Genomic DNA, 24,199 nt, shown 5'->3' with positions numbered 1-24,199 from the left:
CCGCCGTTCCCCCGGTGCAATCCCAGATGCAATTGCATCATGGGACACACGTCGACAATACTCGTCCGGCGCCTGCTGTCGAACAGCGAATCCTCCAGGGAGACATGACCCGTGACGATTCATCTGCCGCACCGCGTCAGCAGTGGCCCACGGCTCCCGGGAGCGACGGGGCCCGCGGCCCCGGACATGGCGCCGCCCGCGCGCTCCGCCGAGTTCTGCGGCCACACGCCGCCGTGCACGCTCGCCGGGTTCGCCGCCTGCGGTCTCGACGGGGACCCGCAGAACGCCCGGCAGGCGCGCCGCTTCGTCAGCGACACGCTCGACGAGTGGTCCCTGCCGGGGATCGCCGGCGACATGCATCTGCTCGTCACCGAACTCGTGACCAACGCGGTGTGCCACGCCCTCGGGCCGGGGGGCGGGGACGGCTCCGACTACCCGGTCTGGCTCGGCCTGTTCAGGCATCCGCGCCACGTCGTGTGCGCCGTCGCCGATCCGAGCCCCGAGCCGCCCCGGCCGCGGGCGGCCGGCGCCTCGTCGCCGGGCGGACGGGGACTCGCGCTGATCGGCGCACTGTGCGACGGCTGGTCCTGGTGCCCGACCGCGCCCCGCGGCAAGACGGTGTGGGCGACGCTGCCCCTCCCCGCCACCGCGGCCTGACCGCCGCAGCGGCGGCCGGGAGCCGCGCCTCCCGGAGACGGCCGGGAGGCGCGGGCGCTCAACTCGCCGCCGGATCACCCCCGATGACGCGGCGGGACTCCCGTGCGCCGTCCGGGCGCTCGCCCGGTGCTTCGGCACGGCGCCCGCCGTCCTCGGGCACGGCGGGCGCGGCGGTTCCGGCTGCTTCGGGCACGGCGGTCCTGGTGGCTTCTGCGCGCACCATCGCGTGGAGGGCGGCGAAGGGGTCGATGGCCATGGGGGTACACCTCACTGCTGTCGCTGGATGACGGTCCGGAGGCCGCCCCGGTGACACCCGGGGAGCCGGGCGCCGTCAGCAGCGCAGCACCGTCCAGCGCAGAGCCCGGGGCACGGGCCGGCCGGCGACGGGCCGGACCCGCACAGGCGCCCGGCGGCCGCACCGCGGGGACGCGACCCGCCCGGCCGGGCGCACGGCACGCGAAGCGGTGCGGGATGCGCGGGCCGAGGACTGCCCCGCCTCCCCCTCCTCGGCCTGCCCGCCCGCGTCCGACGACCCCTGCACGGGGACGCGCAGGTCGAGGGGAGCGTGGGAGGGGGCGGCCGTGGCCGCGAGCGCGAGCAGGGAGACAAGGGAGACAAGGGAGAGCAGGAGCAAGAGGACCGCGGGCACCCGCGGCGGCCGCGCGGCGCACCGCCGCGGCGCGGCGGGCACGGACGGGTGCACGGGGGCGGTCATGGCGGAACCTCCTGGACATGCGTCCCCTGCCCGCACATCACCGGGGCACGGCGCGGCCCCCCGCGGAACCGCCCCATCGGGGGACACCGCCCGGCCGAACACCCGAACGTGCGGCGCGCCTCCCCCGGATCCGTCACCGTCCGTGCAGGCCCGAGGGGGCGCGAAGCGCCCGCGCGCGTGCGCCCCCATGGCCGTTGCGGCGGGACGGGTACGTCGCAGGGGGTCGTCGGCGCTGCCGGACAACTCGTCTGCCCGGCAACGCCGTTGTCGGCACGGCCTCCGAAGCGGGCGGGAGGCGCACGCGGGCGCGCACGGCCAAGTGCCGCCCGGCGTTTGAATATTTCACGAGATTTGCCCAGGTCCGCGCCGTTTGCGAGCTTCTTCGGACTGGGTTCAACTGGTACTGCATCTGCTCATGGATCCCGAAAGGGGATGGCATGTCTTCCACGAAGCCTGTGACTCAGCAGCCGCGTACGACGGCCCTGGACACCGACCTCGAAGCAGCGCTCAACCCGGTCGAGCCCGAGGGCTTCTACCGTGACACCCGCGAGTGCGCGTCACTCGCGCTCATCGCGGGCGGCGGAGCCCTGCTGCTCTCGCCCCCGACCCCGCGGCCCAAGAAGGGCTGACGGGAGTCACGAATGGAGCAGCCCGGCACGTCCCGTCTGACGGAGGCAGTGCAGGAACTCGCTTCGCAGGTGGTCTCCGCTCTTCGGAGCGGGGACCACTTCGTGGCGTTCCGCGGTGTCACAGGTCAGGCCGGCGACGAGGATCTCGCCCTCGCGGCGACACGTGTACTGGGGGCGGACGCCATGCTTCCGGCCCTTCTTCCGGGCCGGAGCGCCGCGCCCGACGACCTGGCCGCCTTCGAGAAGGCGGTCCTCGGCTTCCCGCCGGCGCCCGACGCCGCGCCCACCACGCGCTGGAGCCACTGGGCGATGGCACGGACGCTGACGCGTCTCGGCGGTCTCGCCGCCGACCCCGCGGGCCCGCCGCAACCCGATGCCGCCTGGCTCGGCGGCGCCCCGTGGCAGTACCTCACCCACCAGCTGGCGGTCCTCGGCGCGCTCGCGCTGCCCGGCTCGCCGTCCGCCGTGGCCGCCGCCGCGGCCGAGCGGCCGCTGGACGTCGCCCGCGGATTCGTGCGCGCCGTACGGCGGCGCGACTGGCTCCAGGCCGCCGCGGCCGGGCGCTGGCTGGTCCTCCTCGACGGTGTGCCGGACACCCTGGGCCTCGACGCGGGGCTGGAGTTCGTGGGGCAGATGGGCGGTACGGACGCGCGGGTGCTGATGCACCTGGAGGCGGCACGGCTGCTGCGGGAAGGGGAGCCGCGGTGACCGCTGCCGGCATCAGGTCCCTGGCCGACGCCGCACTCGGCTGGGTGTCGGACAACAGGGACGGCTTCCGGCTCGGCGAGGACGCGCTCGCCCCGGAGGCCGATGTGAACCGCTCCTGGAAGCCGCTGGGCGAGCTGGCCCAGGTCTGTGTCACCGTGCGCGCGCGCACAGCTCCGGGCACCGTCCTGCACGAACGGGCGGGCGAGCTGCTGGCCTTCGCCTGGGAGCAGACCCGCGACGGCGCGCTGCTGCTGGACCTCCAGCGGCTGGAGCCCGCCGCCACCTACCCCCTGGAGATCTACGCCGCGTTCGCCTCGGCCGGCCTGCGCCACCCGGGGTACGACTCCTGCGCGGCCCTGCTGGCGGGCACCCGCAGCTGGCGGCTGACCGAGCAGCAGCCCAACCGCCGGCTCGGCCTGCTCAACTCCGAGCGGCGGTGCGGGCTGCCGGTGCGCGACAACCCGGCGGCAGTGCTGCGGAGCACGTGGCTCGGCGGGCTCCCGGAGCCGTGGACCTTCGAACGCGCCGCCGGGTACACGCTGACCCATGTGGTCTTCCATCTCACCGACTGGGGCCACGACTTCGGGGCCGTGCCCGCGGACGTCGCCGCCTATCTCGGCGACTGGCTGCCGCCGTGGCTCGACTCGTGCCTGGAGGACGAGCAGTGGGATCTCGCCTGCGAACTGCTCGCCGTGGCCGCCGCGCTGCCGGGTCCGCCCGACCCCGCCATGGTGGCGGGAGCCTTCGCCGCCCTCGCCGGAGCGCAGGACGCGGCAGGGGCCGTACCGGAGATCGGGCCCGGCCCGACGGGGCGCCGGGTGCGCCGCGACTTCGTGGGGGTCTACCACTCCACGCTGATGGCGGTCTTCGCCTCGGCCCTCGTGCTCGCCCGCTTCGACGGTGCCGTCCCGCCGGAGGTCCCGTCATGACGACCGCCACCCGTCTCTTCCACGACGTCGGTCAGCAGGCCGTGGCCTGGCTGCACACCCACCGCGACGGCTTCCGCCTGGAGCCGGACGCGGACCCGGAGACCGGCTTCCTGGAGCGCTTCAAGCCCGTGGGGGAACTCGCCCTGATCTGCAAGGTGCTGTTCCGCGAGGGTGTGTCGGGCTCCCGGGAGTCGGCGATGGCGCGGTCGCTGATCGACCACGCCTGGCGCGAGGTGCTGGACGGCGGACGGATGCTGGTGCGGGCCCAGCGGACCGAGCCGGCCTCGCCGATCCCGTTCGAGGTGTACCTGCCGTTCCGGGAACTGGGCTACTCGCAGCCGGAGCTGGAGCGGGCCGTGCGGCTCAACCACCGGCTGGAGAGCTGGGCGGCGCTGGAGGTCACCCCCGTGCGCCGGCTGGGACTCTCCCGGTTCGAGCAGCGCTTCGGGCTGGAGCCCTCGCTGGAACCCGCCGAGGCGCTGCGGCGCACCTGGCTGGGCCGCCGGCCGGAGCCGTGGACGGTCGAGGGGCACACCGCCTACGCGGTGACCCACACGGTCTTCCATCTCACGGACTGGGGCGAGCGCCCCGACGGGCTCCCCGAGGACCTGGCCGCGTACCTGGCGGACTGGCTGCCGGTGTGGCTGGACGACTGGCTCGACCTGCGGCGCTGGGACCTGCTCGGCGAACTGCTGGTGGTCGACGCCTGCCTGCCCCGCCCGGCGCTCGACGCGCGGGTGTGGGAGGGCTTCGCGGCCGCTCAGCTGCCGGACGGTTCGATGCCCGCGGTGGGCGAGGCGCCGACGGGCGACCCGCAGGACGTGTTCGACATGCTCTACCACCCCACGCTGGTCGCCGCGTTCGCGTCCGTGCTCGCCACCTCCCGCTCGCTCGACCGGCTCGCGGGATGACGGCCGTCGCGGCGGCGCAGGCGGTGGGCGAGGAGGCGTCCCGGCGGGTGCTCGCCGACGCGGTGGCCGCGGTCGACGCGCCGGACGTGGTCTTCGCCCTCTCGCGCGAGGGCCGCCGCACGGTGGTCGCCGGAGGAACCGGGCCCGCACCCGCCGTTCCGCGCGAGCGGCTGCGGTACGAGATCGGTTCGGCGTCCAAGACGTTCACCGGGCTGCTGCTGGCCGGGCTGGTGGAGTCGGGGGAACTGTCGGGCGGGGAACCGGCGGCGCGGTTCCTCGACCCGCGGCGGCCTCCCGGCCGGGCCCCGGTCACGCTGACGCACCTGATCACCCACACGGCGGGGCTGCCGCCGCTGCCCGCGGACTTCTATCCGCAGGCCGTGCGCCGCTGGTCCACGAACCCGTACGCGCACTACCCGGCGGACCGGGTGGTGCGCGCCTTCCTGCGGGCGGGGCCGCGCCACCGGCCCGGCACCCGGTGGCGCTACTCCAACTTCGGGGTGGCCGCCCTCGGGCACGCGCTGTCGGTGGCCGCCTCGGCGCCGTGGGACACCCTGCTGACGGCGCGGGTGCTGCGGCCGCTGGGCCTGTCGGACACCGCGCTGCGGCCCGGCGGCCCGGCCCGGGACGCCGTCGGCCACGCGGCGGACGGGGTACGGCGCACTCCCCCGCTGGACATCGGCGGCTTCGCGGCGGCCGGGGCGGTGCGAGCCACCGTGCACGACCTGCTCGCCTACCTGGAGGCCCATCTCCGCCCCGAGGGAAACCCGTTGGCAGGGGCGCTGCGGGAGGTGCACCGGCCGGTGCTGCGGCGCGGGGTGCGGCACCGGCACGTCCACACGCTCACCTGGTTCCGGCACCCGGCCGACCACGGCCCCGTGTACTTCCACTCGGGGGCGACCAGCGGGCAGCAGGCGTTCCTGGGCTTCTACCCGGAGACGGACACCGCGCTGGTGGCCGTCTCCACGCGCCGCTTCCGGCTGCGGGACCGGCTGGTCCCCGTCGCGTACGGCCTGCTCACCGGGGCCGGCGCACCGCGGTGACCCGAGTGCGGGGGCGGCGGGCCGGGCCCCGTGTCAGCCGCCCGCGGCGAAGTCCTGCACCCACCACGGGCCGCCCGGCTCCAGACTGACGCCGACCCCCGTGTCGGTCAACGCGCAGTCGGTGACGATCTGTTCGTGAGTGGCGCTGCCCAGCCAGCCCGTGACGGCGTCCTGCGGGCCCTGGGGCCCCTTGTGGATGTTCTCGGCCCAGCGGCTCCACCGGTATCCGGCGGCCGTGATGCGGTCCCCGCCGTCACGGCCCTCGGGGCTCCGGTGCTCGTAGTAGCCGCGGGAGGCCATGTCGCCGGCGTGGGCCCGGGCCGCGGCGGTGAGACGGTCGTCGACCCGCAGCGGTTCGCAGCCGGCCTGCCGGCGGTGGTCGTTGACCAGTGACACGACGCGGCGCGCGTACTCGTCCGCCGTGCTCCGCCCGGCGGCGCCCGCCCCCGGGGTCATCACCAGGGCCGCCGCGCTCCCGGCGGGGACCGGCTCACGGGCGGTGCAGCCGCCGAGCAGCGCGGTGACCGCGAGCAGGGCGGCGAGGACGGCTGCGGGGCGGTGGTGCTGCACGGCCGGGGCTCGCTCTCTGTCACGGGTGCGCGGGGTACGGCTGCCGGGAGCGTCCCGGCGGTGACCGCCATCGTGGCACCGCCCGGCCCGCCTCCGGGCACGTGCCCCGCGTGCGTCCTCCGATGGAGGGACATCGAGGGACGTGGACATATCCGGGATGCCCGAGATGTTCGATACGATGGAACATCTGAGCGACACGCGGTCACCCGCCCCGGTGCGGACCGCCGCCCACCGTCCCCGGCCCGATCCGGTACGCCATGACCTCACCCCGCATCCTTCCCGCCGTCCTCGCGGGCGCCCTGCTCCTCACGCTCGGCGCCTGCGCCGGCGCTCCCGCCGCCGAGCGGTCGCCGGAGCCCGCCATGTCCTCGGCGGGGCCGGCCGCGACGGCCGCCGAGCGGCCCGTGGTGGCGGCGAGCGGCCCCGTCGGCCGCACGGCGCAGCCCTCCCCCTCCCCCGATCCGCGGACCCGGGCGGCGCTGCTGTCCATCCCGGAGATCGGGCTGGCGGACCTGAAGGTCGTGCCGTACGAGGGGACGACCGACGACTGGCCGGGCACCCGTATCCAGAACCGGGGCCTCGGCGCCTCCCCTTACGGGGATCGGGGCGGTGTCGGGCCCGGCGAGGTCGGCAACTACCTGGTGACCGCGCACCGGCTGTCGGCCGGCGGGCCGTTGCGCGACCTGCCCGCGCTCGACGTGGGCGACGTGGTGCGGGTGACCCTCGGCGGCGAGGTCTTCGAGTACGAGATCACCGGCACCCGGCAGACGTCCTTCCGTTCCGAGCGCTCGCTCGCCGAACAGCGGGCGGCGGTGCCGGGCCACCCGGGCCGTGAGCCGACCCGGGCGATGATCACGATCTCCACCTGTGCCACGCCCGAGGACGACGCGGCGGGCAACCACTGGCGCGACGACCGGGGCAACCCGGAGCACCGGATCGACAAGATCGGGGTGCTGCGCGAGCGGTGAGGCCGGCGCCCCGGGGACTCAGGCCCGCTTGGTCCAGCGGTGCCACCAGTGCGAGCGGCGCGGGTGGACGGCACGGCCGAGGCGGCGGCCCAGCAGCAGGTAGCCGATGAGCGCGCCGCTGGTGTTGAGGATGACGTCGTCGATGTCGAACGCGCGGCCGGTGATCAGCGAACCCTGGACGAGCTCGACGCAGATCATCACGAGGGCGGTCAGCACCGCCACCCGCACCAGGCCGCGGGCACGGGGCGCGAGGACGGGGAGCAGGACGCCGAACGGCACGCCGAGCGCGATGTTGCCGCCGAGCTGCTTGACGGTGTCCTTGAGCGCGGGCTGCGACAGATAGGCCCGGATGGAGTCACCGGGCTGCAGATTGCTGTGGGTGAGGTGTTCGGAGGCGGCCGACGGCTCCAGCGTCAGCCGGGCGAGCACCAGGCTGAAGGCCACCGTGCCGGCGAACGCCAGCACCACCGCCGCGGCCCTGAACCACGGCCCGACCGGGGCGGCGGCACCCGGTGGCCCCTCGACTGCCGCCTTCTCCGTACCGGTCTTCGCTCCCGAGCGCCACATGGCTGCCCCCACTTCGTCCTGCTGTGCTGTGTCCACGACAGGAGTGCGGTTACCCCCTGTGGCCGCCGCCATGTGGTGCGGTCGGACTCGGTCCGGCAGGGCGCTGCGCCGGGGTGCTCAGTTCTCCTGCCGGCCCTCGGGATCGATGTGCGGCAGCAGCCGGTCGAGCCACCGCGGTGTCCACCATGCGGCCTTGCCCATGAGGGTCATGGCGGCCGGGACCAGCAGCAGCCGGACGACCGTGGCGTCGATGAGCACGCTCGCGGCCAGCCCGAGGCCGAGCATCTTGACGACGATGTTGTCGCTGATGACGAAGGCGGCGAAGACGCTCACCATGATGAGCGCGGCGCAGGTGATGACCCGGGCGGTGATCTCCAGGGCGTGTGCGACGCTCGCCTTCGCGTCCCCGGTGCGCACCCACGCCTCGTGCACGCGGGACAGCAGGAAGATCTCGTAGTCCATGCTCAGCCCGAAGACGATGGCGAACATCATCATGGGCACGTAGCTCTCGATGGGCACGTCGCCGGAGACCCCGAGTGCGGGGCCGCCCCAGCCCCACTGGAAGACGGCGACCACGACACCGTAGGACGCGGCGATCGACAGCACGTTGAGCACGGCGGCCTTGACCGCGACCAGGACGCCGCGGAAGACCGCGAGGATCACCAGGAACGCCAGGCCGACGACGACGAGGATGATCGGCAGCAGCCGCGAGGAGACGATGTCGAGGAAGTCCACCTGGGCCGCCGTGGTGCCGGTGACGTAGGTGGTGGCGTCGGTTCCGGCCACGGCGCCGGGCAGCACGTCGTCCGCGAGGTGGTTGGTGAGCTCGGTGGTGCGCTCGTCCTGCGGGGGCGCCACGGAGTACGCCGTGGCGATCAGGACGTCGCCGTCGGAGGTGGCCTTGGGCGGGGTGATGACGGCGGCGTCCGGGACGTTCTTCAGGGCGTCCTGCACCTGGGTCGCGAGGGCGGAGCGGTCCGACTGGGGCACCGAGGTCTGGTCGACGACCAGGGTCAGCGGGCCGTTCGAGCCGGGGCCGAAGGCCGAGGACATCAGATCGTAGGCCCTGCGGTCGGTGAAGGACTTCGGGTCCGCGCCGTCGCCGATGTGACCGAGCTGGATGGAGAACAGCGGGATCGCGAGCACGGCGAGGACGGCGACGCCGCCGCCCAGGAACCACCACGGGCGCCGCTCCACCCGCTGGGCGTAGCGGTGCCAGGTGCCCTGGACCTCGGCGCCGGGTGCGGCCTCCGTCTCGGCGACCGGCCTGCGCACGTGCAGCCGGTCGAGGTGCCGGCCGATCAGGCCGAGCATGGCGGGGACGAGGGTGAGCGCGCCGAGCACGGCGGTGACCACGGTGACGGCGGCGGCGAGGCCGAGCTTGCCGATGAACGAGATGCCCGAGACCCAGAGGCCGGAGAGGGCGATCACGACGGTGCACCCGGAGACCAGGACGGCGTGGCCGCTGGTCGCCGCCGCCCGCCCGGCGGCCGTGACGGGGTCCTGTCCGTCCATCAGGTTCTGCCGGTGGCGGGTGATGAGGAACAGGGCGTAGTCGATGCCGACGCCGAGGCCGATCATGGTGGCCAGGGTGGGCGAGACGGTGGCGAACGTGGTCGCGGCCGCGAGCAGGCCGAGCAGGCCGAGGCCGCACACGACCGCGAGCAGCGCGGTCACCAGCGGGAGGACGGCGGCGATCACACTGCCGAAACCGATCAGCAGGACGACGACGGCCACCGCGAAGCCGATGGCCTCGCTGGTGCGGTCGTCGGGCTCGGGGCGGGCCAGTTCGCCGAGGGACCCTCCGTACTCGACGGTGACGCCCGCGGACCGCAGGGGTTCGACGGAGTCGTCGACGCCGCCGAGGTAGGAGGAGCCGAGGACGGAGGGCTGCTGGTCGAAGCGGACCGTGATGTAGGCGGTCTTCTGGTCCGTGGAGAGCGGGCCGACGTCGGCGCTGCCGGACGACGGGGGCGGGGTGCCGGGCGGCGGCAGCGGGTTCTGCGCGGACAGCACGTGCGGGAGCTTCTCCAGGTCGGCGACGGTCTGCGAGACCTGGTCGGAGAAGTCGGTCAGCGGCTTGTCCGGGTCGTGCAGCACGATCTGCGAGCTGTAGCCGCCCGCGGACGGCTCGTGGGCCTTGAGGACGTCGAGGCCGTCCTGGGACTGGGTGCCGGGAAGGGCGAAGTTGTCCGAGTAGTCGCCGCCCCAGACCCGGTCGAGCGCCTGTGCTCCGACGACGGCCGCGACCCAGAGCACGAGGACGACGACGAAGTGCCGGGCGCACCATTCGCCGACGGTCCGCAGCGCTCCGCGGCGGTGCGGACCGGGCGGACGCCCGTGCGGGGAGGTGGCCTTGGTCGACATCGGGTCTCCCGGGACGTCGGGCTCCGGCAGGCGAAGCGGTGGTTCGGGCCGTGCGCGCGAAGCGCAGGGGACAGACACAGTGGAATCCGGCCGGCCGCCGGCGGCACGCCGGGGCGGGGGAACGGGTGACGCCGCGGCCGGGGCGAGCCGTGCGGGGGAACGGCAAGGGGAAGGGGCACGAGGATGGGGCAAGAGAAAGGGGCGCATCCGTGACGGATGCGCCCCTTCACGTTGTCCCGCGTCGGGATCAGTTCTGGCGGCGGCCCTGGTCCTCGTCCAGCATCTGCTGGCGCGGCTCACGCTCCTGGCGCCCGCGCTCCTGGTCCTGCCGGCCGCGCTCCCGGTCCTGGCCGCCGCGCTCGGGGGCGTTGTCGCCCATGCGCTTCTGCGCTTCCTGCTTGAGCTGCTCGGCCTTGTCCTGGAACTGGTCCTTGATACCCATCAGTCTCTCCTTCGAGCTGGGTGGTCGGGGCGGGATCAGCCTTGCACGGCAGGACATTGTGCGCATTTTCGTCGAATACGGACGGTGAAGGCGGCAGATCGGGCGGGGTGCGACCGCACGTCTCGGGGCTCGGGCTCGGGCTCAGGCTCAGGCTCAGGCTCAGGCTCAGGCTCAGGCTCAGGCTCAGGCTCAGGCTCAGCGAGGGTGGGCGTGGCGCGCCTCGGGCGGCAACTCGCTGATGCGCACGAGCCGGTCGAAGTCCACGGCGGCGCCCCGCAGCAGCAGATCGGCCAACGACCGCGCCGGGAGCGGCTGCTGCGCGGCTCCGCCGAGCAGCGCGCGCTGGTAGACGGCCGACGCCAGCATGTCCACGAGCATGTCGGGGTCGACGTCGGGCCGGAGGTCACCGCGCCCGACCGCTCGGCGCACGGCCGTCGCGGCAGCCTCCCTGCTGGGCCCGACCACGGTGTCGACGAGACGGCGGTGCAGGTCCGGGTCGCGTGCGCAGTCCGCGAGGAGCGGGGCGAGCACGCCCGGCGGCAGGCGCTCGTCCAGCGCCTCGGCGAGCAGGCGCACGCTGGCGGTGAGATCGCAGCGGGTGCAGCCGTTGTCCGGGGCGGGGGGCGTGACGAGGACTCCGGCAAGTGCGTCGATCACGAGGTTCTGGCGGACCGGCCAGCGGCGCCTGATCGCCGGCTTGGTCGTGCCCGCCCTCGCGGCGACGGCTTCGAGCGTGAATCCGCCGTACCCCTGCTCACGGAGGACGTCGAGCGTCGCGGCCAGCACGGCGGCGTCGATCGCCGGATCCCGCGGGCGGCCGGCCGCGACGGGGCTCACGCCGGGACGTCCTGCGGGTACCAGCGCAGCTCCACCGTGTTGCCGTCCGGGTCCTCGACGTAGACGGACTGCGCGTCACCCCGTGCGCCGAAGCGGCCGACCGGGCCGTCCAGGACGGTGAACCGCCCCGAGTCGATGACCTCCTGCCAGTCCAGCGGATCGACGACCAGGCAGATGTGGTCCACGTTGGACGTGCCGCGGGGGCGGTGGAAGAGGTCGATGATCGCGGTCGGGCTGATCCGCACCGACGGGAAGGGCACCTCGCCCGCGCGCCACTCGTCGACCCGGACGGGCTCCAGCCCGAGCGGGCCGCAGTAGAACGCCAGCGACCGCTCGACGTCCTCGACGTTGAGCACCACATGATCGAAGTCCTTGACGCGCACGGCGAACCTCCCCTGTTTCGTTCCGTTGCGGATCGGATCGTATCACGGGGATACCGGTCCCACACATGGCGTTTGGGTTGTTTTGTCATGGTTACCCCCTTGCTGAGGGACCCCACGGAAGAGGGAGAGACATGATCACGCGAGAGCAGATCCCGAACGTGCTCGACCACGCCGTCTTCGACTCCGACGGCAACAAGGTGGGCAACGCGAAACACGTGTTCGTCGACGACGCCACGGGGCAGCCCGACTGGGTCAGCGTGCAGACCGGCCTGCTCGGCACCAGCGAATCGTTCGTCCCGATACAGAACGCCACGATGGTCGACGACCACCTCGAAGTGCCGTACCCGAAGGACAAGATCAAGGACGCGCCGAACGTGGCCGTGGACGCCGCCGGGCACCTCTCCCGGCAGGAGGAGGAACGGCTCTACCAGCACTACAGCCTCGACTGGGACGCCGCCTGGCGTGACGCCAACAGCCCCGACAAGGGCTGGGCGGCGGACGGTTCGGGGGGTGACGGCGCGGGAGCGGCGGGTGCCGCCGGGGCGGCCGGAGCCGCCGGCGCGGCAGGAGCGGCGGGTACCGCGAAGGCACGGGGCGAGAAGGACGGCGCCGGAGCGGCCGGAACCGCCGGTACGGCGCGTACCGGACGGCACGCACGGGCCGGCGACACGACGGTCGCGGGCATGGCCGCGACGGGCGACACCAAGGCGGCCGGAGCGGCGTCCGCGGGTGGCACCAAGGCCGCGGGCACTGCGGGCACGGCGGGTACGCGTGGCACCAAGGCCGCGGGCATGACCGCCGCAGGGGACACCGAGGCGGCCGGGGCGGCGGCCGCGGGCGACACGGACATGGCGATGACGCGGTCCGAGGAGCACATGCACGTCGGCACCGAACGCCACGAAGTGGGCCACGCCCGGCTGCGCAAGTACGTCGTGACGGAGGAGGAGAGCCAGAGCGTGCCGCTGCGCCACACCGAGGTGCGGCTGGAGCGCGAGCCCATCACCGAGGCCAACCGGGAGTCGGCGCTCTCCGGTCCGGACATCTCCGAAGCTGAGCACGACGTGACGCTCTACGAGGAACGCGCTGTCGTCGAGACCCGTGCCGAACCGGTGGAGCGGGTACGGCTCGCCGTCGAGGAGCGCGTCGAGGACACCACCGTCACGGGCCGCGTCCGCAAGGAGCGGATCGAGGCCGACATCCCCGACGAGACCGGGCGTGAACGCCCCGCCTGACGGGACCCTCCCGGCACCGTCCGCCGGACGGCGGGCCGGGTCTAGCCAGCGTGCTGAAGTTGCTCCAGCCGGTGCTGGAGCAACTTCAGCGCGCCGCGCTGCCGTCCCGGCACACGGCGGCGCAACTGCACCAGGGGCGGCGCCAGCCGGCGGGCCCGCCCCGCGTCCCGGATCTGCTCCCACTGGTGGTGGGCGCGGTCGACGGCGCCCTCGACGTCCGGGTCGTCGGTGGTCTGCTGCCGGCGCAGCCGGCCGTCGGCCACCGCCATCCACAGCTCGCAGCTGCGCGCGGCGTCCCCGGCCAGGCGCGCGAGGTCGGCGCGCACCTCCAGCCAGTGGAGCGCTTCGGCCGAGGCGGGCCCGTGGGTGCGCAGCGCCTCGCCTTCACAGGCGGCGGCGGCAGCGGCGGCCTCGGTGTGGCGTCCGGCCCGTGCCGCGTCCAGGATCGCCGGATGGGGATCCGCCGCGCCCGCGCGGGACGGCACCCCGGGAGCGGAACCGCTGCCGTCCTCGGCGGTCGCGCCGCGGACGGGGCGGCGACGGTGCGCGGTGGGCGGAGGGGCCGCCGGGAGCGGGGGCGCGGCGGCGAGCGGGGCGGCCTGGAGCGCGGGTGCGGGTGCCGGCTCGGCCACGACGGGGGCGGCGGGCGGCGGTTCGGCCGCAGCGGCCCCGGCGCGGGCCTGCTCGGTCACGGCAGGGGCGGCAGGGGCAGTGGGCGTGGGCCCGGCCGCGGCGGGGACGGGAACGGCGGGGGTCTGCTCGGTCGCGGCGCCTTCGGCGGGGGCCGGCGGGGCCTCGGCCGGGGCGGCGGGCGGAACGGCACGGGGGCGGAATACCGGTGACGGGGCGTCGGGAGCGGGCGGGCGGGGGGACGGCTGCCGTGCGGGCCCGGGAGGGACGACGGCGGCGGGTGCGGGCGGCGAGGGTGCCGGCGGCGCCGCGTGGGCGGCGGTGGGCGGCGCGGTGTGGGGGGCGTACGGTGCCGGGACCGGGCCGGTGGAGGGCGGGAGCGACGACGGGAACAGCACCGCCCCGTCCGCCGGTTCGGTGCGGGACAGGGCCGCGGCGTGCAGCTCCGCCGGTGCGGGCCTGGCACCGCTGCGCCAGATCTCCGCCATCGCCCGGAGGTACGCGGGCTCCGCGAGGTTCCTGCGGCCCGCGGCCGGCACCACCCTGCCGTACTGGAGTACGGACGGGCCGAGGGCCGTCGCCCCTTCCCGCACCTGCCGCAGCGCCTCGGCGTCCGCGACCAGGTCGGCGACGACGGTGGTCGAACCGGGCGGGCGCGGTCCGAGCTCGGCGGCGAGCCAGTGCCAGGGCAGCGCGGTGTAGCGCAGGGTGGCGGGCGTGGAGCGGGCCAGTGCGAAGTGCAGACGCCGCTGCTTGCGGTCGAGGTGCAACTGCCCGGCGAGATAGAGGAAGAACGGTCCCGGCGCCGCGGCGGCCGCACGGATGCGGGTCAGCACGGTCTGCGGGTCCAGGGGGTCGGCGAGTTCGACGACCGTCGCCGCGGCGGGTGCGGGCGCGCCCGCCGACCCGGTCAGCACCTCCGCGGGAACCGCGGCGAGGGAGGGCAGCACGGACGCCGCGTCGACCAGCCGTCCCTTGCCGGCAGGGGCGGCTGCCAGCAGCAATGCCGTGCCCGGCGCCGGGTTGTCCTCTGTGATCACCACACCGGAACCGTATCCGACGCCGGGCTCCGTACCGTCCCGAACCGGTCCGGGGATCCTCGGGGCGGGGCGCGCGGCCCGTCCGGCGACCGCACCGCCGTGCCTCCGCCCGCGGGGGCGGAGGCACGGCGGGCGTGCCGTGTGCGGGTCGCGCCTCAGGCGGTGTGCAGCCGCAGACCGTAGCGGTTCAGGATCTCGTTCACGGGCTGGTACCAGGTCTGTCCGCCGGTGCTGCAGTTGCCCCAGCCGCCGGAGGTGACGCCCTGCGCCTGGTCACCGCTGATGAACGAGCCTCCGGAGTCGCCGCCTTCGGCGCACACGCTCGTCTTGGTCATCTGGTGCACGGCGCCCTGGCTGTAGTTGACGGTCTCGTTCTTGGCGAGGATGTTGCCGCAGTGCCAGCGCGTCGTGGATCCGGACCGGCAGATCGACGCGCCGACGGGCGCCTCGTTGGAGCCGCGGACCAGCTGGTCGGGGACGGCGCCCCAGCCGAGGACCACCGGCACGGTCCACCATCCGCTGCCGACGCTCACCCAGGCGTAGTCGTCACCGGGGAAGGACGAACCCTGGAAGTGGCCGATGTGCGAGCCGTCCCAGCCGCGTACGGCCTGGCCCTGCGGTCCGCAGTGACCGGCCGTCACGAAGCCGCCGTGCACGGAGAAGCCGATGGAGCAGCGGACGTTCCCGGTGTAGTACGGGTCGCCGCCGACGGTACCGGCGGCGAAGGTCTGCGGGGCCTGGGCGACCTCCGCCACGGTCACCGGGCCTGCCGCGCGGGCGCGGTCGAGGAAGCGCCGGACATCGTTGTCGGAACGCTCGGAGGCGACGACGGAGACGACGACCCGGTTGCCGCGCGGGTCGACGTGCCAGCTGCTCACCCCGGCGGGCGCGGGCAGCGCGTCGATCGCGGCCTTGGTGGCGTCGAGGCGGCGTTCGGTGTGCTGCACGATCCTGGTGGCCGCGCCGGTCGCCCGTACGGCGGCCGCCTTGGCCGGCTGGGTGACCGCGACCGTCAGGCTGCCGCTCTCCGCGTCGAACCAGGACCCGCCGAACGCCGCGCCCGCGGCCTTGCGGGCCTCGGCCTCGACGGCCCCGGCGGCCTTCTCCGCCGCCAGGCGCTCGTGCGCCTCGGCCGCGGTGAGGCCGAGGTCGCGCTGCATGGCCTCGACCAGGCCGGTGGACATCTCGGCGGTGGCGGCCGGCGTCCGGTCCGGGTCGGCCGCGGCGGCCTGGCCGGCTCCGGTGGCCGCCCATGCCCCGAGGAGCATCAGCGTGGAGAGACCGGTGCGCAGCACGGTGGTGCGTCTCATGGCGTCGACCTTTCGGTTGTTCCAGCAAAGGTGGGGGTGGAACAGGCGCGCGCATTCTGAGAGCGCTCTCAACGGCGCCCGGTACGGAGCGTAGCCGAGATCACACGGCAGGTCCATGCCAATCACAACGCCCCGGTCCCCTGCGCAACTCCCGTCGCACCGCTCCCGGTTCGCTCTCCCGCCGGCGCGAGCGGACCACGGTCACGCCGGGAGACATGCCTTCCGTGCCGCCCGCGCCGGAACCGGATGTGGGCGAACGGTGTCTGTGCCGGGGACGGACCGTGGCGCTACGGTGTGCGGCGGCGACGGCCGGTTCGGGGGGAACGTGATGGGTGTGTGGACGGTACCGGGCTATACGGAGACCCGGGAGCTGGGCACCGGCGGGGGCGGTCGCGTGGTGCTCGCGATACACGACGCCACGGGTGTGCCGGTGGCCGTGAAGTACCTCGGTGAGCGGCTGCGCGCGGACGCCGCGTTCGTGCGCGAGTTCCGGGCGGAGGCGCGGCTGCTCGGCGGGCTCGACACACCGCACGTGGTGCGCCTCTACGAGTACGTCGAGGCCCCCGCGGGCGCGGCGATCGTGATGGAGCTCGTCGACGGCGTCGCCCTGCGCGCGCTGCTGGCGCGGGAGGGGGCGACGGGGCCGGAAGCGGCGCTCGTCGTGCTGAAGGGGTCCCTGCTGGGGCTGGCCGCCGCGCACGCGCGCGGTGTGGTCCACCGCGACTACAAGCCCGAGAACGTCCTGGTGGCCGCCGACGGCTCGTCGAAACTGGTCGACTTCGGCATCGCCGCCCGGCACGGCGCGACACCCGGTGTCGCCGGCACACCGGCGTACATGGCTCCCGAGCAGTGGGAGGGCGGCGCGGCCTCGCCGGCCGCGGACGTGTACGCGGCGACGGCGACCTTCTACGAGTGCCTGACGGGGCGCAAGCCGTTCGGCGGCGAGAACTTCGCGGAGCTGGCCCTCCAGCACATCGGCGCGCCGGTCCCCGAGGACGACACGCCGGAGCCGGTGCGGCCGCTGATCCGTCGCGGGCTCGCGAAGACTCCGGCGGACCGGCCCGCGGACGCCGCCGCCTTCGTGGCGGAGCTGGAGGAGATCGCCGGGGCGGCCTACGGCCCGGACTGGGAGGAGCGCGGCCGGGGCCGGCTCGCAGCGCTCGCGGCCCTGCTGCCGCTGCTGTTCCCCTCGGCAGCCGCCGGGGCGGCGGGAACCACCGACGCGGCGACGACCGCACTGGCCGCGCCGCCTCCCCCGGTCGGCGGCCCCGGGGCCGGACGGCGGCTGCTCCCCGGGCTGCGCGGCGTCGTGGCGGCGATCGTCGCCGTGGTGATCGCCGGGCTCGCGGCCGTGGCGGCGCGAGCGGGCGAGGACCGGCGGGAGACCACGGCCGAGGCGGTGGCCACGACCAGCGCGGGGCCGCCGGGCCCGGGCACGCCGTCTCCCCCGTCCGACACGCCGGCCTCCTCCGCGGCGCCCGCCTCACCGGCGGCGAGCCCTTCCGTCACACCGTCGGGCTCGTCCGGCCCGCCGTCGCCCACGGCGGATCCCACCGCGAGCGCGAGCACGCCCGCGGCGCCGGAGCCGGTTCCCACGGTCTCCGCGTCGGCGACGGCATCCGTGACCCCCGTGCCCGCGCGCGTACGGGTCACCTCGGTGGCGGTCACGCTCTTCCGCCAGACCGGCCCGGTGACCGGTCAGGCGTCCGTCGACGTGACCACCGACGGGCCGGGCCCGGTCACCGTCGTGATCACCTGGTACACCGGCGACAGCAAGGGCGAACCGGGCGTGCCGGAGGGCAGTGAGACGTTCAGCCGGAGCGGCGCCACGTCCTACACCCTGCCGCTGGCCCACACCTTCCAGGGGAAGGGCTGCTGGTGGGCGGTGCAGGCGTCGACCGATCCCGCCTGGGCAGGCGGCGGTTCGACGCAGCAGCTCCTGACGCGGCGGGGGTGCCCGGTCTCATGAGCGGTCACCACTCCCCCACGCCGCCCGCCCGAGGGCGGGACGACGAGCCCGGGTCACCGGGCGGGCACGGCGGCGCGGCGGGCAGCCCCGGCGGCGCGGCGGACGGGCGGGCGGAGTCGGGCGGGGACGCGCCCGGGACGGTCCGGCTGCCCTCGGCCGGGACCGCCACGCCCGAGACGGGCCGGACGCAGGCGGCCGGGGACGGCATCGAGGGCGGGAGCCGGGACGGAAACGGGAACGGGGGCGGCTACAGCGCGACAGCTCTCGGCAGCCACTGGTTCGAACGTCCCGGGCCCGAGGGCGCCACGGGGCCGACCGCGGCGCACGGTGCGACGCCCGCACCGCGGGCGGACGCCGCCACGGACGGGCGGACGCTCATGGAGCCCGTGCAGGGGCGGACGCTTCCCGGGCCGGTGGACGGACCGACGCTGCGGGAAGCGGCGGACGCCGAGCCGGACCGGGTGGAGGGCGAGGTGCTCCGGTTCGGGCCGGGGGTGACCGCCGTGGTCAGGCAGCGCGGCGGCCCGCCGACGTACACCGGCGTGTGGCACGGCACTCTCGCCGGGCAGGCGGATGCCGCACAGGGAACGGACGGCGGCGGTCGGCGCGGGCGTCCCGCGTGGCGCCGCTACGCGCCGGCGGCGGTGATCCTGGCGGCGGTGCTGGCGTTCCTCGCCTGGCAGCGCTTCGGCCCGGGTGTCGCTGTGCAGGACGTCTCGGTCCGGGCGCCCGCCGAGGGTCCGGGCTGCGACGGCACGGCCGATGTCGTGGCCGTGGTCGCGACCGACGGGCGCGCCGGGACCATCGCGTACCGGTGGGAGCGCAGTGACGGCACCTCGTCCGGGCAGCTGTACGAGACGGTGACGCGGGGGCAGCGCGAAGCAACGCTCCATCTGCGGTGGACCTTCACCGGCCGCGGAGAGTTCCCGGCGCGGGCCGAGGTGCGGATCGACTCGCCCGGACGGCACACCGCGGCGGCGGAGTTCGTCTACGTGTGCCGCTGAGCACGCCGCCGGCGGGACGGACGCGGCCCCGGGGCCCGACGCACGGTCGGCCCGGGGCGCTGTCGCGCGCACCGGGCCCGCACCGGCGGGCGGCGGCAACGAATGCGTCGGCACGGCCGCCGGGCCCACAAGAGGTGATGTGTCAGCGGCAGACGCCAGGAGCGCACCCAGGGTGGGAGCGCTCTCAGCGAGGGCCACGGCCTACGGCATCAGCAGGCCCCATGGACGGCCTCACCCCCACCCCTCTCCCGATCTTCCATTCATCGGAATATATTTTCCGCATGACGACAACTGTGGAGAGGCTGCGGGGGGATGCCCCCGGTGGTCTCCGCCCTGCGGGCCCGGCGCGCAGGGCGGCGGCCGAGCTGTTCGGGACGGCTGCCCTGGTGACGGTCGTGCTCGGCTCCGGCATCAGGGCGGACGCGCTCGCCCCGGACGCGGGGACGGCGCTGCTCGCCAACTCCCTGGCCTCGGCCGTCGGCCTGGGGCTGCTGATCGCGCTGCTGTCGCCGGTGTCCGGCGGCCACCTCAACCCGGTGGTGACCCTCTGGGCGTGGTGGAGCGCATCGGACCGCGGCCGCGGGGCCGGGCGGGACGCCCTGGTGCGCGTCGGGGCGCAGACGGCGGGGGCGATCGCCGGTGCCGTGGTCGCCGACGCGATGTTCGGGCGCGCTCCGGCGGGCTGGTCGGAGCAGGACCGGTCGGCCGGCCATCTGGCGGTCGGCGAGACGGTCGCCACAGCGGGCCTGGTGTTCCTGATCGCCGGGCTGCGGCGGAGCGGACGCGACCGGTGGACACCGCTCGCCGTGGCCGCGTACACGGCGGCGGCGATCTGGTTCACCTCCTCGGGGGCGTTCGCCAACCCTGCCGCCACGGTGGGGCGCTCGCTCTCCGACTCGTTCGCGGGCATCGCCCCCGCATCGGTTCCGGCGTTCGTCGGGGCGCAGGTGCTCGGCGCGGTGCTCGGCTGCGTCCTGGCGGCCCTGCTCTTCGGTCCGCCGGCGGATGCCGTTCCCGCCCCGCGCCGGACCGCCCGGCGGGTGAGCGGGGAGCGGAAGGCCCGGTGGAACGCGGCGCGTGGTCACCGGCCCGAGGCCGCCCGCCGCGCGCCGCTGCCACCCGTCGCCGTGTCAGTACCGTATCCGCGCGATGATCGGGAGGTGGTCGCTGCCGGTGGCCGGGAGGGCACTGAGGCCGGTCACGGTCGACTTCCTGGCCAGCACCTGGTCGATCCGTGCCACGGGCAGGCCGGCGGGCCAGCTGAAGGCGAAACCCGGTCCCGGGGCGCCCAGTTGTGAGGTCAGCGGGCGCAGGCCCCGGTCGTCGAGGGTGCCGTTGAGGTCCCCGAGGAGCAGGAGGCGCTCGATCGGCTCGGCCGCGAGGGCCGCGCCGAGCAGCTCCGCGCTCTCGTCCCGGTCGGCCGACCGCAGCCCGCGGACACCGAGCCGGATCGACGGCAGATGTGCCACGTGGACGGCGAGTTCTCCGTGGGGCGTGTGGACGGTGGCCCGCATCCCGCGGTTCCAGCCGGGGTCCACGGCCCGCGGCCGGATGTCCACCGGGGCCACGTCCGTCATCCGGTGGCGGGACCACAGCGCGACGGTGCCGACCACGGCGTGGTGCGGGTAGCGGGCGCGGAGTGCCTTCTCGTAGGCGGGCAGCGCGTCCTGCGTCACCTCCTCCAGGGCGATGAGGTCGGGCCGTTCGTCCGCCAGCGCCCGCGCCGTGCCGGCCGGGTCGGGATTGTCGTCGGCGACGTTGTGCTGCACGACGACCAGGTCGTGCCGCGCGCCGCCCCCGGGGAGGAGGAGCGGCCCGAAGGCGACGAGCCAGGCCGCCGCGGGAAGTGCCGTCGCCGCCGCCGCGGTGGCGGAGCGCCGCAGCAGTGCGGCCAGGAGGAGCACGGGGACGGCGAGGGCGAGCCAGGGCAGGAACGTCTCCAGCAGGCTGCCGAGCCGGGGACCCGCGTTCGGCACGGCAGGGTGGAGGGCGAGGAGCGCGGCGACCAGGGCCGCGCACACCGCGATCAGCCGCCCGCGCCGCCACCGCGCCGGGACGGGCTGCCGGCCGGGAACGGTCCGCGCCGCAGGGCGGGTGCCGTCGGCGGCGTCCGGCTCGGGCGCGCTCCGATACGTGCCGTTCGTGCCGTCCATACCGTCCGTGCCCATCCCCCGCCCCGTTCCCGGTGTGCCGTTCCCGCCGTTCCCCGTCGGCCTTACGGGTCCCACCGGCCCCGGCAGCCCCACCGGCATCCTGCCAGGCGGGCGGCGCGCGGACGCGGTCAGGAGGCCCCGGACGGAACGGGACGGCCGGCGCGGCGGGCGATCACCAGGCGCGCCCTGGGAGCGCCGTCGTCGCGGCGGCCGAGGGCGGCGAGCGGGACGAGTTCCACGGAGAATCCTGCCGCACGGAGGTCCGCGAGGACGCCCGGGAGCGGGAACGTCCGGTAGTACATGACGAACCGGGGCCGCCACAGGGCGTTGCGCACCCGCATGGCCGCGTCGAAGCCGAGCAGCGCCCAGTAGAGCCAGGAGTCCGGCCCCGGCGGAGCGACCACCGGGAAGGCGAAACAGCCGCCCGGACGCAGCGCGGCGTGCGCCTGGGCGAAGAGCAACGGCCGTTCCGCGGGGAGGAAGTGGCCGAACGCACCGAAGCTCACGGCGAGGTCGAAGGCCCCCCGGAACGGCAGGGCTCGTGCGTCCGCCTGCACCCAGTCGACCCGAGGGCCGGGCCCGGCCGGTGACGTGCGTGCCGCGACATCGAGCATGCCGGCACTGAAGTCGACGCCGGTGACGCGTTCCGTGCACACCCGCCGCAGCAGAGCGGTGCCCGCTCCGGTGCCGCAGCAGATGTCCAGCCCCGCGCCGAACGGGCCGACCGTCTCCAGCGCCTCGCGCACCGGGTCGAGGATCGCGTCCGGCGTGCGGAAGGGGGTGTGGTCGAACGCGGGCGCCAGCAGGTCGTAGCCCCGCCGCGTCGAGGAGAGCGCCTGGACGGCGAGTTCGGTGAGGGTGGGGCCCTGGGCGGTGAACATCGGCACTCAGCCTACGCGGCGGGGGCTCCGCCGGAACGGAGCGGAGTCGACCGATCCACTTCTCGTCTCCTTGACGACAACCGGCTCACCGAATATCGTCATGACGACGAAAAGAGGTTCTCATGGCAGACATCACCGCGCGCTTCGGCTGGCGTCACCTGCGGGCGGCCCCCACCGCCCATGTGCGGTGCCACCGGCGCGGCCGGCTCGTCCACGACGGGCCGGGACTGAGCTTCTGGTTCCGGGCGCTCACCTCGTCCCTCTCCGAAGTGCCCGTCGACGACCGGGAACTGGCCGTCTCCTTCCACGCGCGCACCTCGGACTTCCAGGACGTCGGCGTACAGGCGACGGTGACGTACCGGATCCACGACCCGGCGACGGCGGCCGCCCGCCTCGACTTCTCCATCGACCCCGACTCGGGCGCCTGGCGCGGCGCGCCGCTGGAGCAGATCGCCACCCTGCTCACCGAGTCCGCCCAGCAGCACGCCCTCGACGTCCTCGCCCGTACGACCCTCGCGTCGGCGCTCGCGGACGGCGTGGCCACGGTCCGCGAGCGGGTCGGCAGCGGGCTCGCCGCCGAACCGCGGCTGCCGGCCACCGGGATCGAGGTGGTCGCCGTGCGCGTGGTGGCGATACGCCCCGAGCCCGAGGTCGAACGCGCGCTGCGCACCCCGGCCCGGGAACAGATCCAGCAGGAGGCCGACCGGGCCACCTACGAACGCCGCGCGGTGGCCGTGGAACGCGAACGTGCCATTGCCGAGAACGAGTTGGCCAGCAAGATCGAACTCGCCCGCCGCGAGGAGCAGTTGGTCGAGCAGAGCGGCATCAACGCGCGGCGGCGTGCCGAGGAGAGTGCGGCCGCCGACGCCGTACGGGCCGAGGCGGAGGCGGCGCGGACGGTGCGCCTGGCCCGTGCGGAGGCCGAGGCGGCCCGGCTCACCGGCGGGGCGCGGGCCGAGGCGCAGGCCGCCTGGCTCAGGGTCCACGCGGAGGCCTCCCCCGCGACCCTGCACGCCCTGGCGGCGACCCGGCTGGCCGAGAACCTGCCGCGCATCGACAGCGTGACCCTGTCGCCCGACGTGCTCACCGGGCTGCTGGCGAGGCTCGGCACCGCGGACTCCGGGGCGGCGGGCCGCGGCACGGCGGAGGGGCCCGCCGCCGGGAACGGGCCCGCGGCAGGGGCGCGGCCGTGAGCCTCGCCCCGCGCGCCGTGATCGTCCACCGGACCACCGAGTACGAGGAGCTGCTCGCCCGGCACGGCACCCGCGGCCAGGCGGAGTTCTTCCTCGCTTCCCGGGGCCGGAGCATCGCGGAAGTGGCCGAACGGCACCACCGGGCGGTGCAGGCGCTGGCCGACGTGGCCGCCGCCGTGCCGCTCACCTGGCGCCGGGCCCGGGTCGAGAGGGCGGATCTCGACCGCTTCCTCTTCGGCCCGGAGGATGTCGTGGTGGTCGTCGGGCAGGACGGGCTCGTCGCCAACACGGCGAAGTACCTGGAGGGTCAGCCGGTGGCCGGGATCGACACCGATCCCGGCCGCAACCCCGGGATCCTCGTCCGCCACCGGCCCGCGGACGCCGGCCGGCTGCTGCGGTCCGCCGTCCGGCCCGGTGCGGCGGCCGCTGACCAGCTGGCCATGGTGGAGGCGGTCGCGGACGACACCCAGCGGCTGGTCGCCCTCAACGAGGTGTTCCTCGGCCCGGCGGGCCACCAGACCGCCCGCTACCGCGTCGGCCCCGACGGCGAGGACGCCGGCTCCGAGGCGCAGGCCTCGTCGGGCATCCTCGTCGGCACCGGCACGGGCGCCACCGGCTGGCTCCGGTCGCTGTGGCTGGAGCGCGGAAGCGGCCTCGCTCTGCCCGCTCCCGCGGACCGGCGTCTGCTGTGGTTCGTGCGGGAGGCGTGGCCGTCCCCCGCGACGGGCACGACGCGGACGGCGGGCGAACTCTCGGCCACGGAGCGGCTGCGGGTCACCGTCGAGTGCGACCGCCTGGTCGCCTTCGGCGACGGTATGGAGGCGGACGCGCTCACGCTCACCTGGGGGCAGACCGTACGGCTCGGGGTCTGCGACACGGCGCTGCGCCTGCTGGTCTGACGCCGCCCGGCGGGGCGGGCCACCGGAACGGCGGGAGCGGGCGGGGCGGGCCACCGGAAGGGCAGGGAGGGCCGCGGCGGATCGGGCACGCCTCATGAACCGGCGGGTGCTCCGGCCCTGCGAGGAAACGGCCCGCGTGTACACCTCACGGCCGCCGTCCCG

At 75.4% G+C, this 24,199-nt stretch carries 24 protein-coding genes and 1 pseudogene; 13 read left to right on the top strand and 12 right to left on the bottom strand.

Features of this window, described 5'->3' with window-relative positions:
* The first annotated feature begins 111 nt into the window (after positions 1-111).
* A complete protein-coding gene (locus IAG43_RS31505) occupies positions 112-657 on the top strand; it encodes an ATP-binding protein (RefSeq protein ID WP_246574653.1) in 546 nt (181 codons plus the stop codon).
* A gap of 58 nt (positions 658-715) precedes the next feature.
* Here the strand turns inward: IAG43_RS31505 and IAG43_RS31500 are convergent, their stop codons facing one another.
* Both IAG43_RS31500 and IAG43_RS31495 read right to left on the bottom strand, forming a co-directional pair.
* Complete coding sequence (locus IAG43_RS31500) at positions 716-913, bottom strand: hypothetical protein (RefSeq protein ID WP_187744042.1); 198 nt, start codon at positions 911-913, stop codon at positions 716-718.
* Positions 914-988: 75 nt separating this feature from the next.
* Positions 989-1,372, bottom strand: coding sequence for a hypothetical protein (locus tag IAG43_RS31495; RefSeq protein WP_187744041.1), 384 nt, complete (start codon positions 1,370-1,372; stop codon positions 989-991).
* A gap of 437 nt (positions 1,373-1,809) precedes the next feature.
* Here IAG43_RS31495 and IAG43_RS31490 point away from each other — a divergent pair, with 437 nt between their 5' ends.
* From IAG43_RS31490 to IAG43_RS31470, 5 genes are read left to right on the top strand one after another with little or no spacing between them, the layout of a single operon-like run.
* A complete protein-coding gene (locus IAG43_RS31490; RefSeq protein ID WP_187744040.1) occupies positions 1,810-2,001 on the top strand; it encodes a hypothetical protein in 192 nt (63 codons plus the stop codon).
* A 12-nt stretch (positions 2,002-2,013) separates the two neighbouring features.
* Positions 2,014-2,709 (top strand): hypothetical protein, encoded by a 696-nt coding sequence (locus tag IAG43_RS31485; protein ID WP_187744039.1) that lies wholly within the window; start codon positions 2,014-2,016, stop codon positions 2,707-2,709.
* A complete protein-coding gene (locus IAG43_RS31480; RefSeq protein WP_246574652.1) occupies positions 2,706-3,638 on the top strand; it encodes a DUF6895 family protein in 933 nt (310 codons plus the stop codon). The genes IAG43_RS31485 and IAG43_RS31480 overlap by 4 nt, the downstream gene beginning before the upstream one ends.
* A complete protein-coding gene (locus tag IAG43_RS31475) occupies positions 3,635-4,549 on the top strand; it encodes a DUF6895 family protein (RefSeq protein ID WP_187744038.1) in 915 nt (304 codons plus the stop codon). Before IAG43_RS31480 ends, IAG43_RS31475 begins: the two co-directional genes overlap by 4 nt.
* Positions 4,546-5,592, top strand: a complete 1,047-nt coding sequence (locus tag IAG43_RS31470; protein WP_187744037.1) for a serine hydrolase domain-containing protein — start codon at positions 4,546-4,548, stop codon at positions 5,590-5,592. Before IAG43_RS31475 ends, IAG43_RS31470 begins: the two co-directional genes overlap by 4 nt.
* A gap of 33 nt (positions 5,593-5,625) precedes the next feature.
* Here IAG43_RS31470 and IAG43_RS31465 read toward each other — a convergent pair whose 3' ends face one another.
* Positions 5,626-6,162, bottom strand: coding sequence for a CAP domain-containing protein (locus tag IAG43_RS31465; protein ID WP_246574651.1), 537 nt, complete (start codon positions 6,160-6,162; stop codon positions 5,626-5,628).
* Positions 6,163-6,419: 257 nt separating this feature from the next.
* Between IAG43_RS31465 and IAG43_RS31460 the strand changes: the two genes are divergently transcribed.
* A complete protein-coding gene (locus tag IAG43_RS31460) occupies positions 6,420-7,130 on the top strand; it encodes a class E sortase (protein ID WP_187744036.1) in 711 nt (236 codons plus the stop codon).
* 18 nt (positions 7,131-7,148) lie between these two features.
* On the opposite strand, the gene IAG43_RS31455 is transcribed toward IAG43_RS31460, so the two are convergent.
* The 5 genes from IAG43_RS31455 to IAG43_RS31435 all read right to left on the bottom strand — a co-directional run bounded on the left by IAG43_RS31455 (position 7,149) and on the right by IAG43_RS31435 (position 11,726).
* On the bottom strand, positions 7,149-7,697 hold the full coding sequence (locus IAG43_RS31455; protein WP_187744746.1) for a VanZ family protein: 549 nt from the start codon (positions 7,695-7,697) through the stop codon (positions 7,149-7,151).
* Between the two features lie 117 nt (positions 7,698-7,814).
* Positions 7,815-10,064, bottom strand: coding sequence for an MMPL family transporter (locus IAG43_RS31450; protein WP_187744035.1), 2,250 nt, complete (start codon positions 10,062-10,064; stop codon positions 7,815-7,817).
* Between the two features lie 247 nt (positions 10,065-10,311).
* Entirely contained in the window at positions 10,312-10,506 is a 195-nt protein-coding gene (locus IAG43_RS31445; protein WP_187744034.1) for a hypothetical protein, read from the bottom strand.
* Between the two features lie 195 nt (positions 10,507-10,701).
* A complete protein-coding gene (locus tag IAG43_RS31440) occupies positions 10,702-11,343 on the bottom strand; it encodes a TetR/AcrR family transcriptional regulator (protein WP_187744033.1) in 642 nt (213 codons plus the stop codon).
* Positions 11,340-11,726: a VOC family protein gene (locus tag IAG43_RS31435; protein WP_187744032.1), complete on the bottom strand. Its 387-nt coding sequence runs from the start codon at positions 11,724-11,726 to the stop codon at positions 11,340-11,342. The genes IAG43_RS31440 and IAG43_RS31435 overlap by 4 nt, the downstream gene beginning before the upstream one ends.
* A 131-nt stretch (positions 11,727-11,857) precedes the next feature.
* Between IAG43_RS31435 and IAG43_RS31430 the strand changes: the two genes are divergently transcribed.
* Positions 11,858-12,958: a PRC and DUF2382 domain-containing protein gene (locus tag IAG43_RS31430; protein WP_187744031.1), complete on the top strand. Its 1,101-nt coding sequence runs from the start codon at positions 11,858-11,860 to the stop codon at positions 12,956-12,958.
* Between the two features lie 41 nt (positions 12,959-12,999).
* Here IAG43_RS31430 and IAG43_RS31425 read toward each other — a convergent pair whose 3' ends face one another.
* On the bottom strand, positions 13,000-14,631 hold the full coding sequence (locus tag IAG43_RS31425) for a hypothetical protein (protein ID WP_246574649.1): 1,632 nt from the start codon (positions 14,629-14,631) through the stop codon (positions 13,000-13,002).
* A gap of 152 nt (positions 14,632-14,783) precedes the next feature.
* A complete protein-coding gene (locus IAG43_RS31420; RefSeq protein ID WP_187744030.1) occupies positions 14,784-15,938 on the bottom strand; it encodes a S1 family peptidase in 1,155 nt (384 codons plus the stop codon).
* A 328-nt stretch (positions 15,939-16,266) separates the two neighbouring features.
* Here IAG43_RS31420 and IAG43_RS31415 point away from each other — a divergent pair, with 328 nt between their 5' ends.
* The 3 genes and pseudogenes from IAG43_RS31415 to IAG43_RS31405 all read left to right on the top strand — a co-directional run.
* Complete coding sequence (locus IAG43_RS31415) at positions 16,267-17,907, top strand: protein kinase domain-containing protein (RefSeq protein ID WP_187744029.1); 1,641 nt, start codon at positions 16,267-16,269, stop codon at positions 17,905-17,907.
* Positions 17,904-18,911: a hypothetical protein gene (locus IAG43_RS31410; RefSeq protein WP_246574648.1), complete on the top strand. Its 1,008-nt coding sequence runs from the start codon at positions 17,904-17,906 to the stop codon at positions 18,909-18,911. The genes IAG43_RS31415 and IAG43_RS31410 overlap by 4 nt, the downstream gene beginning before the upstream one ends.
* Before the next feature lie 137 nt (positions 18,912-19,048).
* Positions 19,049-19,684 (top strand): annotated as a pseudogene (locus IAG43_RS31405) (aquaporin); the annotation flags it as partial.
* 357 nt (positions 19,685-20,041) lie between these two features.
* Here IAG43_RS31405 and IAG43_RS31400 read toward each other — a convergent pair.
* Complete coding sequence (locus tag IAG43_RS31400) at positions 20,042-21,079, bottom strand: endonuclease/exonuclease/phosphatase family protein (RefSeq protein WP_246574647.1); 1,038 nt, start codon at positions 21,077-21,079, stop codon at positions 20,042-20,044.
* Positions 21,080-21,192: 113 nt separating this feature from the next.
* On the bottom strand, positions 21,193-21,945 hold the full coding sequence (locus IAG43_RS31395; protein WP_187744028.1) for a class I SAM-dependent methyltransferase: 753 nt from the start codon (positions 21,943-21,945) through the stop codon (positions 21,193-21,195).
* 122 nt (positions 21,946-22,067) lie between these two features.
* On the opposite strand from IAG43_RS31395, the gene IAG43_RS31390 reads away from it, so the two are divergent.
* Positions 22,068-23,138 carry an SPFH domain-containing protein gene (locus IAG43_RS31390; RefSeq protein ID WP_187744027.1) on the top strand — a complete coding sequence of 357 codons (1,071 nt, stop codon included), beginning with the start codon at positions 22,068-22,070 and terminating at the stop codon, positions 23,136-23,138.
* Positions 23,135-24,037 carry an NAD(+)/NADH kinase gene (locus IAG43_RS31385; protein WP_187744026.1) on the top strand — a complete coding sequence of 301 codons (903 nt, stop codon included), beginning with the start codon at positions 23,135-23,137 and terminating at the stop codon, positions 24,035-24,037. The genes IAG43_RS31390 and IAG43_RS31385 overlap by 4 nt, the downstream gene beginning before the upstream one ends.
* Positions 24,038-24,199: the final 162 nt, after the last annotated feature.

This window comes from Streptomyces genisteinicus (assembly GCF_014489615.1).
Lineage (GTDB): Bacteria > Actinomycetota > Actinomycetes > Streptomycetales > Streptomycetaceae > Streptomyces > Streptomyces genisteinicus.
The sequence above is the reverse complement of the archived record's forward strand: the minus strand, read 5'-3'. Positions and strand labels throughout refer to the sequence as shown.